Source organism: Pseudomonas sp. TH32, assembly GCF_016650855.1.
Lineage (GTDB): Bacteria > Pseudomonadota > Gammaproteobacteria > Pseudomonadales > Pseudomonadaceae > Aquipseudomonas.
In genome coordinates, this window is the sequence record NZ_JAEKFA010000002.1 from 3,072,029 (window position 1) to 3,086,240 (window position 14,212).

General features: G+C 62.1%; 11 protein-coding genes and 1 pseudogene. 9 read left to right on the forward strand and 3 right to left on the reverse strand.

Annotation, left to right across the window (positions count from 1 at the left end; translation table 11 throughout):
* The first annotated feature begins 115 nt into the window (after positions 1-115).
* From JFV30_RS17715 to JFV30_RS33280, 9 genes and pseudogenes are all read left to right on the forward strand, one after another.
* Positions 116-2,262 (forward strand): annotated as a pseudogene (locus JFV30_RS17715) (TonB-dependent siderophore receptor).
* Positions 2,263-2,274: 12 nt separating this feature from the next.
* Entirely contained in the window at positions 2,275-3,111 is an 837-nt protein-coding gene (locus JFV30_RS17720; RefSeq protein WP_201124776.1) for a 5'-nucleotidase, lipoprotein e(P4) family, read from the forward strand.
* 15 nt (positions 3,112-3,126) lie between these two features.
* Positions 3,127-3,708 carry a nicotinamide riboside transporter PnuC gene (gene pnuC, locus JFV30_RS17725; RefSeq protein ID WP_201124777.1) on the forward strand — a complete coding sequence of 194 codons (582 nt, stop codon included), beginning with the start codon at positions 3,127-3,129 and terminating at the stop codon, positions 3,706-3,708.
* 139 nt (positions 3,709-3,847) lie between these two features.
* Positions 3,848-4,666, forward strand: a complete 819-nt coding sequence (locus JFV30_RS17730; RefSeq protein ID WP_201124778.1) for an ABC transporter substrate-binding protein — start codon at positions 3,848-3,850, stop codon at positions 4,664-4,666.
* The gene (locus tag JFV30_RS17735) at positions 4,663-5,493 is read left to right on the forward strand and encodes an amino acid ABC transporter permease (RefSeq protein WP_201124779.1); all 831 of its coding nucleotides are present in this window, start codon (positions 4,663-4,665) and stop codon (positions 5,491-5,493) included. Before JFV30_RS17730 ends, JFV30_RS17735 begins: the two co-directional genes overlap by 4 nt.
* A 25-nt stretch (positions 5,494-5,518) precedes the next feature.
* Positions 5,519-6,892, forward strand: coding sequence for an LLM class flavin-dependent oxidoreductase (locus tag JFV30_RS17740; RefSeq protein WP_201124780.1), 1,374 nt, complete (start codon positions 5,519-5,521; stop codon positions 6,890-6,892).
* 82 nt (positions 6,893-6,974) lie between these two features.
* Positions 6,975-7,706 (forward strand): UTRA domain-containing protein, encoded by a 732-nt coding sequence (locus JFV30_RS17745; protein WP_201124781.1) that lies wholly within the window; start codon positions 6,975-6,977, stop codon positions 7,704-7,706.
* A 107-nt stretch (positions 7,707-7,813) separates the two neighbouring features.
* Positions 7,814-10,042, forward strand: a complete 2,229-nt coding sequence (locus JFV30_RS33275) for a hypothetical protein (RefSeq protein ID WP_242487105.1) — start codon at positions 7,814-7,816, stop codon at positions 10,040-10,042.
* Positions 10,039-11,283, forward strand: a complete 1,245-nt coding sequence (locus JFV30_RS33280; protein WP_242487106.1) for a hypothetical protein — start codon at positions 10,039-10,041, stop codon at positions 11,281-11,283. Before JFV30_RS33275 ends, JFV30_RS33280 begins: the two co-directional genes overlap by 4 nt.
* A 381-nt stretch (positions 11,284-11,664) precedes the next feature.
* On the opposite strand, the gene JFV30_RS17755 is transcribed toward JFV30_RS33280, so the two are convergent.
* The 3 genes from JFV30_RS17755 to sctT form a co-directional block, all read right to left on the reverse strand.
* Positions 11,665-12,123, reverse strand: coding sequence for an REP-associated tyrosine transposase (locus tag JFV30_RS17755; protein ID WP_010167089.1), 459 nt, complete (start codon positions 12,121-12,123; stop codon positions 11,665-11,667).
* 222 nt (positions 12,124-12,345) lie between these two features.
* Complete coding sequence (locus JFV30_RS17760; protein WP_169389100.1) at positions 12,346-13,392, reverse strand: EscU/YscU/HrcU family type III secretion system export apparatus switch protein; 1,047 nt, start codon at positions 13,390-13,392, stop codon at positions 12,346-12,348.
* A gap of 3 nt (positions 13,393-13,395) precedes the next feature.
* Positions 13,396-14,208 carry a type III secretion system export apparatus subunit SctT gene (gene sctT, locus JFV30_RS17765; protein WP_003208312.1) on the reverse strand — a complete coding sequence of 271 codons (813 nt, stop codon included), beginning with the start codon at positions 14,206-14,208 and terminating at the stop codon, positions 13,396-13,398.
* Positions 14,209-14,212 lie beyond the last annotated feature (4 nt).

Sequence of the window (14,212 nt, forward strand, 5' to 3'; positions counted from 1 at the left end):
GCGACCCCGGCTTTTTAATTTCGTACTGGCAACCTGTCCGTTGCGCAGCGCTGGGCCCTTTTGCGCCCGATAAAGCGTGATGTGCCAGCGGGCAGGCCCTTGGAGCGCTCCTTTTATGGCAACACCGTACCGTCACACCCTGCTCGCCCTGAGCATCACCCTCGCCGCCACGGCCACCCATGCCCAGGAGGCGACCCTGGACACCGTCACGGTGGTCGGCGAACAGGCCACCGATTACCAGGCCAAAAAGCCGCCGTCGCCGGCTTCGATAACGCGCCGTTGCTGGACACCCCGGCGTCGGTGGCGGTGATCACCGAAGGCCGCCTGAAAGACCAGCAAGCCCGCCTGCTGAGCGAGGTGTTGAAGAACGACGCCTCGGTCGGCGACAGCTACGCGCCGGTGGGCTACTACGAGAATTTCGTGGTACGCGGCTTCTCGCTGAACCCGGCCAGCAGCTACAAGATCAACGGCCGCACCATCACCGGCGAACAGAACGTCGCACTGGAAAACAAGCAGCAAGTGGAAGTGCTCAAGGGCCTGTCCGGGCTGCAAAGCGGCGTGTCCGAGCCCGGCGGCCTGGTGAACTACGTGAGCAAGCGCCCGGAGAATGTGCGCTCGGTGACCGTGTCCACCAACGAACACGGCGAGCGCTACCTGGCCACCGACGTCGGCGGCTGGCTCGGCGCCGAACAGCAGGTGGGCGTGCGGGTCAACCTGGCCCACGAAGACATCCGCTCCTACGTCGACCACGCTGACGGCCAGCGGGATTTTGCGTCCCTGGCTCTCGACTGGAACATCAGCCCCAACGCCCTGCTGCAACTGAACGCCGAGTACCAGAACCGCGAGCAACGCTCGGTGCCCGGTTATCAATTGCTCGGCGGCACCACCGTGCCCCACAACGTGTCGCCACGGGACTTGCTGGGCTACCAGAGCTGGTCGAACCCGGTGCGCATCAAGTCGCTGAACCTCGACGGCCTGTTCGAATACCGCTTCAACGAGGCCTGGAAAGCCAGCTTCAGCGCCTCCCGCAGCCGCGTGGTGATCGACGACTACAGCACCTTCGCCTGGGGCTGCTACGGCGCCGCCAGTTGCGCCAACACCGCAGTGCCCAACCACTTCAGCGCCGAGGGCGACTACGACATCTCGGACTACCGCAGCCCTGACGACACCCGCAGCAACGAAGAAGCCCAGGCCGCGCTCAATGGCCAATTCGACACCGGGTTTCTCAAGCATGACCTGACCTTCGGCACCACTGCGTTCCGCCGCCTGGTGGACCGTCGCCAGTCGGTCAACGAGTACATCGGCGAAGGCAATATCTACGAAAAACCGCCGGTGCTTGAACCCTACCAGGGGCCGCTGGGCCATACCTACCGGCGCCTGGACAGCCGCCAATACGGGCTGTTCGCCAGCGACCGCATCAGCTTCAACGAGCAGTGGCAAACCATCCTCGGCGGGCGCCAGGTGCGCCTCGACGAAGAAACCTACGACCAGGCCGGCGACACCACCCGCCATACCCAGCGCAGCGTGTTCCTGCCTCAGGTGGCGCTGATCTACAAGCCGCGCCCGGACACGACCCTGTACGCCAGCTACAGCAAGGGCCTGTCCCTGGGCGGTACGGCTGCGTGGTTCAGCAGCAACGCCGATGAGGTATTGCCGCCGACTACTTCGCGCCAGCTGGAAGTGGGGATCAAGCGCGACTTCCAGCGCCTGAGCCTGACCGCCGCACTGTTCCAGATCACCCAGGACCTGCAATACAACCGCCCCAACGATGACGGCACCATTACCTTTGTGCAGCAAGGCAAGCAGAAGAACGTGGGCCTGGAACTCTCCGCCAACGGCCGAGTGACCGATAACCTGCAAGTGTCGGCCAGCGTCGCGGCGATACGCGCCCGGGTCAGTGGCAGCGGCACTGACGACTACGATGGCCACCAGGCGATCAACGTGCCCAAGCTGCGCGCCAGCCTGCACGGCGACTACAGCATTCCCGGAATCAAGGGCCTGGCCCTGCTCGGCGGGGTGCAATACAGCGGCAGCAAGTACGCAAACCGCGAGGCCAGCGTGAAGGTCGACGACTATGCGGTGTTCGATGTGGGTGGTCGCTACAGCACCAAAGTCGGTGATTACGATACTGTGCTGCGCCTGACTGTCGACAACCTGTTCGACAAACGCTACTGGCGCGATGTGGGTGAATCGGCGGGCGATGGCTACCTGTTCCTGGGCGCGCCACGCACCGCGCGGTTATCCGCCACCGTCAATTTTTGAGGCTGACTGTTCATGCGTAATCTGATTTTTGCCAGTGTGTGCCTGCTCTCGACTGCCCTGGTCGGCTGCCAGCAGCAACCGCCCGCCAGCGACCAGCTGGATGCGGTGCTGTGGACCCAGACCTCGATCGAGCACGAGCTGATTTACCGCCAGGTATTCGCCAACGCCACCCGGCAACTGGACGTGGCCCTCAACACCCCGGACTGGGACGCCCTGCCCCTGCCCCCGCGCAACCTCTCCGGTTTGCCGCCGGCGGTGATTGTCGACATCGACGAAACCGTGCTCGACAACATCCCGCTGAATGCCCGGGACGTCGTCAATAACCAGGTCTACTCCTACGACCGCTGGAACACCTGGGTCGACCAGGCCAAGGCCCAGGCGCTGCCCGGCGCCGTCGCGTTCCTGCAGGCGGCCAAGCACAAAGGCATCACGGTGTACTACATCACCAACCGTGAACAAAGCCAGGTCCAGGCCACCGTCAACAACCTGCGCCTGCGGGGCTTTCCGGTAGACAGCGACCAGCAGGTACTGGCCTCCGGCACCCCGATTGGCGGCTGCGAACAGGCCGGCTACGGCAAGAACTGCCGCCGCCAATGGGTCGCCCAGCACGCCCGTGTGCTGATCCTGGCCGGTGACTCCCTGGGGGATTTCGTGCAGGCCGAACACAACACCCTGGAGGCCCAGCGCAAGGCCGCCGAACCCTACCTTGGCTGGCTCGGCCAACGCTGGTTCGTGCTGCCCAACCCGACCTACGGCAACTGGTACAGCGCGCCGTATGGCGATCAGGAAAAACTGCCCTTTGAACGCAAGCGCCAGCTCAAGCAACAGGCGCTGCACCTGCAAAATTGACCCTGGGGAAACCGTATGACGCCGCTGGAAATAGTCGCTGTAATCTTCAATATCGCCGGGGTGTGGCTCACCGCCCGACGGGTGCGCTGGTGCTGGCCGGTCAGTGTGGTCGCGGTGTTGTTGTACGGCTGGATCTTCTTCGACGTGAAGCTGTATTCCGACATGCTCCTGCAACTGGTCTTCGCCGTGTTGCAGGGCTACGGCTGGTGGCGCTGGAGCACCGGGCGCATCGACGCGGGCAAGGTGCGCGTCGAGCGTCTGCCAGTCCAGGAAGCCTGGCGTCATTTATTCGCAGGTGTGATCGGCGCCCTGCTGCTGGGCGCCGCCATGCACCACTTCACCGATGCCGCATTGCCGTGGCTGGACTCGCTGCTGACTGCCTTCAGCCTGGTGGCCAGCCTGTGGGCGACGCGCAAGTACGTGGTGAGTTGGTGGCTGTGGATCGTGCTGGATACGGTCTACGTGGGATTGTTTGTGTACAAGGATTTGCAATTGACCGCCGCGTTGTATGCCGGGTTTGTGGTGCTGGCGGCGTATGGGCTGGTGTCCTGGCAGCGTGATTTGCGCCAACAGGAACAGCAACTTTCAGTTGCTTGAACACGGTGTTTGTTTCCCAACTGTTGCCAGGCCAACAGTTGGGAAAACATATAACTAAAACAACGCATTACAGTACATAAAATCATTAAACATAAAGCCCTTATCGCGTTTAAATATAAAAAATCCCATGGGTATATTTATGAATTTACGTACTGTCGTGACCTTGGGCCTGGCCCTGTCAGTGGCCAGCCCGGCGGTGTTCGCCGGGGCAACGCTGGATCGCATCACGCAATCCAGACAGTTGGTTGGCGTGCTGATGGAGAACTATCCGCCCTTCTCTTTTCTCAATGAACAAAACCAGCTGGATGGCTTCGACGTCGACGTGGCCAAGGCCGTGGCTGACAAACTTGGCGTCACCCTGAAGTTGGAAACACCCTCTTGGGAAGTGATCGCCGCTGGCCGCTGGCAGGGCCGTTATGACGTGTGCATCTGCTCCATGACCCCAAGTGCCGCCCGTGGCCAAGTGTTCAATTTTCCTGTCGAGTATTACGCCTCACCGGCGGTCATCGTGGTCAACGCCGATGAATCTTCCATTCACTCGGCCAGTGACCTTTCCGGGAAAAAAGTCGGCGTCGGCAGCGCCTCGACCTACGAGGCCTACCTGAACAAAGACCTGGTGATCGAAGGCGCCAACACGCCAATCGAATACCCGTTCAGCCAGATTCAAGCCGTGCCTTACGACAATGAAATCGTGGCCTTCCAGGACTTGGCGCTCGGCACCGGCAAACGCCTGGACGCAATGCTCACCAACCTGGTGACCGCCAATGAGCGAATCAAGCATGACCCACGCTTCAAGGTCGTCGGCAAACAGCTGTACAGCGAGCCCAACGTGGTCGCCACCGAAAAAGGCGACCCCCAATGGGACGCGAGACTGACCCAAGTGCTGGCCGACCTTAAAAGCGACGGCACGCTGACGAAGATCTCCCAGAAATGGATTGGCGCAGACATCACCCAATGAGCGTTTTCCCCACCCCGCCCTCTGTGGTGAAACCGCCGCCCGTCAAACGCCAGTGGTTGCCCTTCCAGGTGCGCCTGTGGCTGACCTGGGGCGTGATGCTGTGCCTGTTCGCCGGGCTGTTCATGAGCTTCGACCTGAAGTTTGCGATCGTCGCGGCCAAGTGGCAGAACCTGGTGGGCCTGCACCTGTCGCCCAACGGCTTTCTGCAGGGTGCGGCGCTGACGCTGTTCCTGTGCTTCTGCTCGATCTGGCTGTCCCTGGCCCTGGGGTTTGCGACGGCCCTGGCGCGCTTGTCGAACAGCGCGGTGGCGTTCGGGATTGCCAGTTTTTACGCCTCGTTCTTTCGCGGCACGCCGCTGCTGATCCAGATTTTGCTGATCTACCTCGGCCTGCCCCAGTTGGGCGTAGTGCCGGGCGCCATCAGCGCCGGGATCATTGCACTGTCGTTGAACTACGGGGCGTACCTGAGCGAGATCTTTCGCGCCGGCATCATCGGAGTGTCCCAGGGCCAACGTAATGCTGCGGCGGCGCTGGGCATGGGCCCGGCGGTGACGTTCTGGCAGATCGTGCTGCCCCAGGCGATGCGCACCATCATTCCACCGACCACCAGCCAGTTCATTTCGATGCTCAAGGACTCATCGCTGGTCTCGGTCATGGGCGTCTGGGAAGTGATGTTCCTCGCGCAGTCCTACGGGCGCTCCTCATACCGCTATATCGAAATGCTCACCACCGCTGCCGTCATCTACTGGCTGCTCTCCATTGGCCTGGAACTGATCCAGGCGCGCCTGGAGCGGCACTACGGCAAGGCCTACCTTCACGGGCGATAACCGCTTTTTACCTGCAGGAAGCACCATGTCTGATCCAACCCCGTTGTTATTCGGCCTGTACGAACAAGCCAGTGTCGGCTGCGGCGGCGCGCCCAGCCTGTGGACCCACCCGGCGGATGAACGCCTGGGCATCAACACCCTCAAGTACTGGTCGAACCTGGCCCGCACGGCAGATGAAGCCAACCTCGACCTGATGTTCTTCGGCGATGTGCTGGGCTTCTACGATGTGTTTGGCGGGTCCGAAGCGGCGGCGTTGAAATGGGCGGTGGAAGCGCCGGCCAACGACCCGCTGACGATCATTCCCGCACTGGTGGCCCTGACCGAAAAGCTCGCCTTTGGCGTCACGGTCAGCACCACCTACGAACACCCATTCACCCACGCCCGGCGCTTCAGCACCCTGGACCATTTGTCCGACGGGCGTATCGGCTGGAATATCGTCACCTCTTACCTGTCCAGCGCCGCACGCAATTTCGGCCTGGAGCAGATGATCAAGCACGACGACCGCTACGAACGCGCCGAAGAGTTTCTCGACGTGGTGTACAAGCTCTGGGAAGGCAGCTGGGCCGATGACGCGGTGCTCGCCGACAAACTCGCACGCACCTATGCCGATGGCGCGCGTGTTCGACCGATCCAGCATGCCGGCGACCATTACCGGGTGGCCGGCCCGCACCTCACGTCACCCTCGCCGCAACGCACGCCGCTGCTGATCCAGGCGGGTTGGTCGGGCCGTGGCCGGCAGTTCGCGGCCAAACATGCAGAGCTGGTGTTTATCGCCAAATCCAACCCGCTGGAGATACGCCAGGGGCTGGAAGATATCTGGCGCCAGGCCGAGGCCCGCGGGCGCAGGCAGCAAGACGTCAAATCCCTGACCGTGTTGCGCATCGTCACCGCCCCCACCGCCATCGAAGCACAAAAGAAATACGAGACCCTGCAAAGCAACTATCACCTGCAGGCGCAGTTGGTGAGCTACGCGGGCGACACCGGTATCGATATCAGCCGCTACGCCGACAGCGAAGCACTGTCCACCCACACCGAAGGCATGACCTCCTACGTGATGAAACCCGATGGCAGCGGCCAACCGCTGACCGCCGGCGAGGTCAAGCAACGCTTCGCCAACGTGACGCGGGGCAGCGACCTGATCCTGGTGGGCACGCCGGAGCAGGTGGCGGAAAAAGTCGAGGAACACGCCAGAATTTCCGGCACCAGCGGCTACATGCTCAACCCGTTGATCAGCCCCGGCTCGCTGAATGACTTTGTCGAACTGGTGATCCCGGCCCTGCAAAAACGTGGGCTGTATCGCACCACGCCGCAGACCGGCACCCTGCGTTCGCGGCTCAGCGCCGAGGGCAGTGACCGCTTGCCAGCCTCGGCCCATGGGGCTTCGTTCCGCTTTGAGTAAGGTGCTGGTGGGCACTGCGTGACCTGCGCCAACAGGAACGGTAGAGTCACGCCCACGTCATGCCTGCACACGGAACCCCAGGATGCCTTTCGACCCGATTTCACCGCACTACCAGCGCATTCGCGAACAAATCGCCAACGATATTGCGGCGGGCGTGCCCCAGGCCGATGAGAAATTCCCGTCCGAACGGGAGATGATCGAGCGCTTCGGCTGCACCCGGGTCACCTTGCGCCAGGCCTTGCAGCAGTTGGAAGCGGAAGGCCTGGTGTACCGGGAAAACCGTCGCGGCTGGTTTGTCAGCCCCCGGCGTATCCGCTATGAACCGACGCGCATCAGCGGTTTTATGGATTACGTAAGTGCCCAGGGCCGTACGCCCCGCACCGAATGCCTGCACGCAGAGCTGCGCCCGGCGGGCGACTGGCTGGCCAGGCGGATGGGCCTCGCCTCGGCGGATGAGCCGGTGTTTTTCCTGCAACGGCGGCGCTGGATTGACCGGCGGCCGGTGCTGCTGGAGTTCAACGCGCTGCTGGCAAGCTGGTGCCCGGGGCTGCTGGAGGCCGACTTGAATACCTCGCTGACCCAACTGCTGCGGGAGCGGTTTTCCCGGGTGCAATCGCGGTGTGAGCTGGAGATGCACATTGGCACGGTGAATGAAGAACAGGCAGAGCTGCTGCAATTGTCGCAGGGGTCCACCAGCGTGTACCTGGAGCGCTTGAACTTTGGCGAGGATGACCAGCCGGTGGAGTTCGACCAGGAGTTCTGGCGCCCGGATGCGTTGTCGATCGTGATGGAGACGCGCTACCCCGGGACGTGAATTTCACACCTGTGAAAGCTTGTGACTTGTTGCCAACAAACCCGTTTTCACCCGCTGCCAGCCCCTAATATCGAGTCCTCGTGCGCCCCATCACATGGACTGAACCGATGATCACCCGCCCCGAAAAATCCGCCTCTCCCCGCGTCGATCAACCCAAAGCGCCCGAGCGCGTTTTCGACGCCGTCCTGAACAAAGCCAGAATCCTTGCCAGTACCGGGCCGGGCGACAAAACCGTCAAACCCGAGGACTACAAGGAGGTCACCGCCCTCCCGGCCAAACTCGACATCGACAAGCTCAAGGTCATCTCCGAAGACAAAGACGCCGGGGTGATCTACTTCGAACAGGACGGCGCCAAATACAAGATCAGCGCCGAGGGTGCGGCCAACGCCCAGGACGGGTTCGATGTGTTGAAAAACCTGCGCTTCGGCCATGCCGTGGCCCCCGTCAACCAGGGCGGCCCCGACGAAGGCACCCCGCTGTACACCTTCCTCCAGACCCTGGCCGAAACCCAGGGCACCCCGGCCGGCAAGGCCATCGTCGAAAGCCTGAAGAACCCCGACCAGCAACTGCTGCGCGAAGACGGCGACGGCGTACGCCTGGCCAATATCAAATCCGTGGGCAAGGCCGAAGACGGCATCCTCAAGGTCAGCCTGGAAAACGGCAAGACCCTGGTCATCTCCGAACAGCTCACGCCCCAGGCGTTCAGCACCTACACCCAGGCCGGGGTGACCAAGCAGGCCCTCAATGAGGGCAAGGCCAAGGGCTATGAGGAAGTCACCAGCCTGCCGGGGGACCTTGATTTCAGCCAGTTGAAAGTCGTCTCCGAAGACAGCGGCGCCGGGGTGATCCTGTTTGAACATCAGGGCCACAAATACGCGATCAGCAAGTCCGAAGCCGACCTGCCGCAACCCGACGCCGACCTCAGCAACCCGAACCCAAACGCCGGCGGCACCTTCTACAACTTCCTGCATGCCGTGCATGCCAGTGAAGGCTCGCAAGCCTTCGACTACATCAAGAACGCCCAGTCCCTGCCCGGCCAAGAACTGCTGCGCAAGGACGAGGCCAGCCTGAAGCTGGGCGACATCAGCAAGGTCGACGCGCCCATGGACGGCATCCTGGTGGTCAACCAGGCCGACGGCAAATTGCTGGTGGTGTCCAAAGACATCACCCCCGAAGCCTTTGCCGCCTACACCACCAAGGGTCAAACCCTGGCCGGCATCGAAAAAGCCAAGGGCGACGGCTACACCCTCGCAGGCCCGGACGCTTACCTGGCCTCTACCGAAGACATCATGAGCGTCGGCGGCGCCGGGGATTATGGCCCGGGGCTGATCGCCTTCACCCAGCACAAGCCGGGGGGCAGCGAAGAGAAGATCGTGGTGTCGGAAGACAGCAACCCGCAGATGTTCGAACAGATTTCCGGCTACCGCAGCGACATCGCCGCGCAAACCACCGACGTCGACAAGCTGCGCACCGACAACGGCCTGCCGCCCCTCAAGGACGTCTCCGTCGACAACCTGACCACCACCGAGAAAGATGACAGCGGCAACCCGCTGTCGGTGCAGGACCTGTCGATGAAGACCCTGGTGGACAGCTACCGCGCCGGGGTCAAGGACGGCAGCATCGGCAAGGACGACCCGCGCGCCAAGTTCCTGCGGGCGGTGGAAGCCCGAAGCATGGCCGACAACGGCATGTCGATCATTCCCGAGCACGGGTTCGGCAACCAGGGCATCGCCACCACGCCCATCGACGTGACCTCGCGGGACGTACGCGACAACATCTTTGACACCAAGGCCATCGACCAGACCATCAACGACCTGCTCGGCGACTCGACCATCCAGCACGACATCAAGGCCAACCACGACGCGGCGCTGGGCAAGGTCGACGGCGGCCAGGCCAAGGTCGATGAGACCAGGCAGAAGCTGATCGACAGCACCTCCTCGGAGAACTTCACCAAATACATCAAGTCCCTGCAGGACAGCGGCAAGACCGAACTGGCCACCCAGGAGATCCAGACCGCCTACACCGCGCTGGCCGACATCGACCCGGCCAAGGCCGACAGCTTCCTGCAAAACCTGCAAATCGACGGCTACACCGACGCCGTTGAAAAGCTGATGGACGACCCGACCAAGATCTCCGACGACAACACTGCGCTGGCCACCACCGACAACACCATGGCGATCCTGTCGATGCTCAAGGGCAGCGCCGACGGCCTGCCGCGCCAGGCGCTGGGGGTGTATTCGAAGTTCGTCGACCAGCTGCTCAAGGACAAAAACGCCGCCGCCGACTTCGGCAAGGCGATGATTTCCTCGGCGACACCTGGCAGAAAAATGGCGTGATCAGCTTCAGCGACATCGACAAGGCCGTGAGCAAGGAGATCATGCCCGGCCTCAGCGAAGAGAACCGCAGCGCGTTCGTGAAGAACCTCAACTTCCTCAAGGACAACGGCGTACTCGGCTCGGTGGGTGGCGCAATCGGCATGGGCCGTATCGTTTACCAACTCGCCGGCCAGGGCGGCAAGCTGGCGGATACGCCGATGAAGCGCCTGGGCATCGCCAACGACTTCCTCGGCTTCCTGGGCACCGGCTCGCACTTCGCCACGCTGGGCTTGAAGGTCTACGACAAATTGCGCGGCACCAACGCCTACAAACTGATGGGCTTCGACCGCTCCCTGCCCGACCTCTGGGCCAAGCCCGGCGAGGGTTACCACGCCCTGCCCAAGGACGCCGAGGCGGTGCAGAAGAAGTACTTCGAGATCGTCGACCAGGCCATGGACGACGGCAAGGACGTGGGCAAGGCCCTCAACAGCGGCGGCTGGAGTGATGAAGGCGCGAAGAAGGTCCAGGAAGGCATCGAAAAAGGCATCGCCAGCCGGGGCGGCGTGGCCGGTGCGGGGTTTGGCGCGAAGTTCGCCAGCAGCGCGATCAAGGTGATCGGCATGGCCACCGACGTGGCGGGCGGCGTGATCAGCGTGGTCCAGGCGGCGTTTACCCTGCGTGATGGTGTGCGCGAGAAAGACCCGGTGAAAATTGCCTCCGGCTCACTGTCCATGGCCGGTGGCGTCAGCAGCCTGGTGGGCGCGGCAGGCGGTGTGTTGGGCACCCTGGGGGTGACCGGGCGGATCATTCCGTTCCTGGGGCCGGTGGGCTTCTTGATCTCCGGCGCGTTGTCGTTTGTCGGGGCGATCCTGAGCACGGTGCAGTCCCACAAACTGCACAAGATCTCGATGCAGAACTGGAACCAGATCCAGGACTTCAAGCAGGACGGGTTGCTCAAGCCCAACGGTGATGAGGCGTATGTGTGGTTGCAGACGTACCTGTCCGACTGGGGCCAGCGGGATGCGCCACAGGACCAGAGTATTTTTGACTTCCGCAAGGAAGAGTGGGATGCGCGCTCGAGCATTCGCGGAGGCGACCATCGGCGGGACCATCCGGACTTTATCGGCGACGGGAACAACCGCAATTCAGAGGACTACAAGTACTCGCTGAAACCGTCCGAATGGACCAATGAGAACCACGACATTATCTGGCGGGTGGGGGATGGGTATGGGGGTGAGTATCATGATGTGGATAAACCCTGACTTAACCTCCTGACACCCGGAAGATCGAATGTCCCCGGGCGCTTCCAGTGGTGAGCTGGGCTTTCTGTGGTGAGCCTGACTTTCTGGGTGAGCCGCTTTTCTGTGGTGAGCCTGGCTTTCTGTGGTGAGCGGGCTTGCCCCGCGCTGGGCTGCGAAGCGGCCCTATCAAGAATACCGCGTCTTGCCAGGCAAATTGGGGTGTCAGGTTTTGGGGCTGCTTCGCAGCCCAGCGCGAGGCAAGCCCGCTCACCACAGAAAGCCAGGTTCACCACAGAAAGCCCCCCTCACCACAGAAAGCCCTCCTCACCACAGAAAGCCAGGTTCACCACAAAAACCCGCTCACCACAACAGCGCCACCAACCACACGCCTAATCCCAAGCATCAGATCCAGCAGGCATCCCAAAGCGAATAGTCGCCTACATGCTCAACCAACCCGGCGCGCAACGGATTGGCAATGATATAGCGAGCCATTTTGCGAATGTCATCCTCTGCCCGCACAGCCCTATCGTGATAACCCGGCTGCCACACCCGCTCTTTGCTGTGACGGCGCTGATTGATGGTTAACGTGCTGCGGGATTTGGTACGGCGCACTACATCGGCCAACGTTTGTTGCTTCAGCTCGAATAACCAATGGATATGATCAGGCATGATCACCCAGGCCAGGGAGTCGACCAGCCCTGACTCTTGAGCCCGCCGGAACTCGGCAACCAGTAGACGGCCAAGGAACAAATCGTGGAACAGCCGCTGGCGGTGATGGACGACGATGGTGATGAGGTAGCTGCGTCCGGGCTCTGAGTAACGGCCCTGGCGCAAGCGATGAGATTGGGGGGTGGGGCGCATTCCATTGCTCCAGGAAAAGGTCCTAAAGAGCATTAACGCTAGCGTGTGGTTGCCAGTGAGCCAGTGGCACAAGGTGACTGGATATATCTGATGCGTGGGTTCATGGAACTGAGTGCCGCCTCCCCTCCGTGGTAAGCAGGACTGTTGTCGTGGGCTGGGCTTTCTGTGGTGAGCGGGGCAAGCCCGCTCACCACAACAGCCAATCAATGCAAGACGCAGCGATCAGATCAACCGCGCCGCCACCAGCCAGTCCGCCACCGCCTGGAACGACGCATCCGGCACCGGGTCTCCCGGTACGGTCTTCCTGGCAATCGCCTCCGCCAACCCCCTGTCCGGCGCCTGCGGTATGCCGAGGTCAAACGCTTCCTGCAACATCCCCAACGCTTCCTCCGGCGCGGCCCGGCATACCACCACCGGCACCGGTGTCTCGCCACGTACATAACGCACGCCAATCACCCAGCCATCGGTGGTGCCAATCATCATCGACGCCCGGCCCAGCCCCAGTTTGGTGGCCAACGCCTGCATCTCCTGGCGCTGACGCCGCCGTTCGCTCTTGATCAGCGGGTCGCCATCAATGTCCTTGCGCTCGCGCTTGGTCTCGCTGCGGGTCATTTTCATGTCGCGGCCGAACAGCCAGCGCTGCATCAGCACGTCCACCCCGCCCACCAGGATGAAGGCCGCGAGCACGGTGAACACCAGCGGCTTGAGCACCAGGAAAAACGTCGATTCGATACACCCGGCGCCACACCGCGAGGACTCCATCAGCGCCTGCAACGCATGCCGCCCCACCACGTAGAACGCCACGGCCAGCACATGCACCTTGATCAGGCCCTTGATGAACTCCACAAAGTTGCGCAAGGCAAACAGCTTCTTGAAGCCTTCCGCCGGGTTGATGCGCTTGAACTCGGGCTTGATCGGTTCCACGGAGAACACAAAGCCACGCATGGTGATGATATTGGTCAGGATCACCACCCCGGTCGTCACCGCCATCACCGGCAGGGTGATGCCGATCACCAGTTGCTCGGCATGGTCCAGCACCCGTGGCCACACGGTGGCGAAGGGTTCGATATAGATCTGTGCGGTGAGGTCGATCAGTGCCGTGACCTGGGCCTGGGCCCGGGGCGCGAGGATGGAAATGCACAGGGTGCAAAACAGGATGACCATGCCCGAGACCAGGTCCTGGCTCTTGGCGACCTGGCCTTTTTTGCGCGCGTCCTTGAGTTTTTTGTCCGTGGCTGGCTGGGATTTTTCTTCGCTGGTATCGCCCATGCCCTACTCCATGCCCGCCAGGGTTTTCAGCAGCTCCACCGTGCCGCGAAATTCCGCCAGCTGGTCCAGCATCAACGGAATCAGGAAGCCGATGTAGATCACCATCAGGATCGAGAAAAACAGATTTTTCACCGGCAACGACAGGTCGAAAATATGCAGGTTCGGCGCCATCCGCGACAGGTACGCCAGCATCAAATCGGTGACCAGCAGCGAGATGATCAGCGGCGACACCATCAGCACCCCGACCCGCATGATCTGGTCGAGAATCGACAGCACCGCCAGCAACGCCGAGCTGGCGAACACCGGGGTAAACGCGGTTACCGGCCACAACTGGTAGCTGTGGTAGTAGCCGTCGACCATCAGGATAAAACCGCCGGACATGAAGAACAGTGTGATCAGCATTACCGTCAGCAAGGTGGACATCACACTCGATTCCCCGGTGGACAGCGGGTCCACCAGTTGCGCCATGGTCGAACCGCGCTGCAGGTCGATCAACTCCCCCGCCACTTCCGCCGCCCAGAACGGGATGCCGAACAACAGGCCGATCAGGATGCCGATCAGGAACTCCTTGATCAGCAACCCGGCGATAAACAGGCTGCCGTGGTTGGGCATCGAGGTCATGGCGTCGAACACCGGCATGAACATCGGGATCGAAATCGCCACGGCCACGCAACCCCGAATCATTCCGGTCAGCCCCAGGCGGTTGAACGCCGGGGTGATCACCACCACGCCCATGGCCCGGCACGCCGCCAGCGAGGCCGAGCTGATCACCGGGTAGGCGACTTCGAGAAACTGCGCGGTAAGGCTGGCATCCATGGGC

Excerpts from the sequence above, each read along its gene's own strand:
- JFV30_RS17720 (WP_201124776.1), top strand. The coding sequence starts at position 2,275 with ATGCGTAATCTGATTTTTGCCAGTGTGTGCCTGCTCTCGACTGCCCTG.
- pnuC (WP_201124777.1), top strand. The coding sequence starts at position 3,127 with ATGACGCCGCTGGAAATAGTCGCTGTAATCTTCAATATCGCCGGGGTG.
- JFV30_RS17730 (WP_201124778.1), top strand. The coding sequence starts at position 3,848 with ATGAATTTACGTACTGTCGTGACCTTGGGCCTGGCCCTGTCAGTGGCC.
- JFV30_RS17735 (WP_201124779.1), top strand. The coding sequence starts at position 4,663 with ATGAGCGTTTTCCCCACCCCGCCCTCTGTGGTGAAACCGCCGCCCGTC.
- JFV30_RS17740 (WP_201124780.1), top strand. The coding sequence starts at position 5,519 with ATGTCTGATCCAACCCCGTTGTTATTCGGCCTGTACGAACAAGCCAGT.
- JFV30_RS17745 (WP_201124781.1), top strand. The coding sequence starts at position 6,975 with ATGCCTTTCGACCCGATTTCACCGCACTACCAGCGCATTCGCGAACAA.
- JFV30_RS33275 (WP_242487105.1), top strand. The coding sequence starts at position 7,814 with ATGATCACCCGCCCCGAAAAATCCGCCTCTCCCCGCGTCGATCAACCC.
- JFV30_RS17755 (WP_010167089.1), bottom strand. The coding sequence starts at position 12,123 with ATGCGCCCCACCCCCCAATCTCATCGCTTGCGCCAGGGCCGTTACTCA.
- JFV30_RS17760 (WP_169389100.1), bottom strand. The coding sequence starts at position 13,392 with ATGGGCGATACCAGCGAAGAAAAATCCCAGCCAGCCACGGACAAAAAA.
- sctT (WP_003208312.1), bottom strand. The coding sequence starts at position 14,208 with ATGGATGCCAGCCTTACCGCGCAGTTTCTCGAAGTCGCCTACCCGGTG.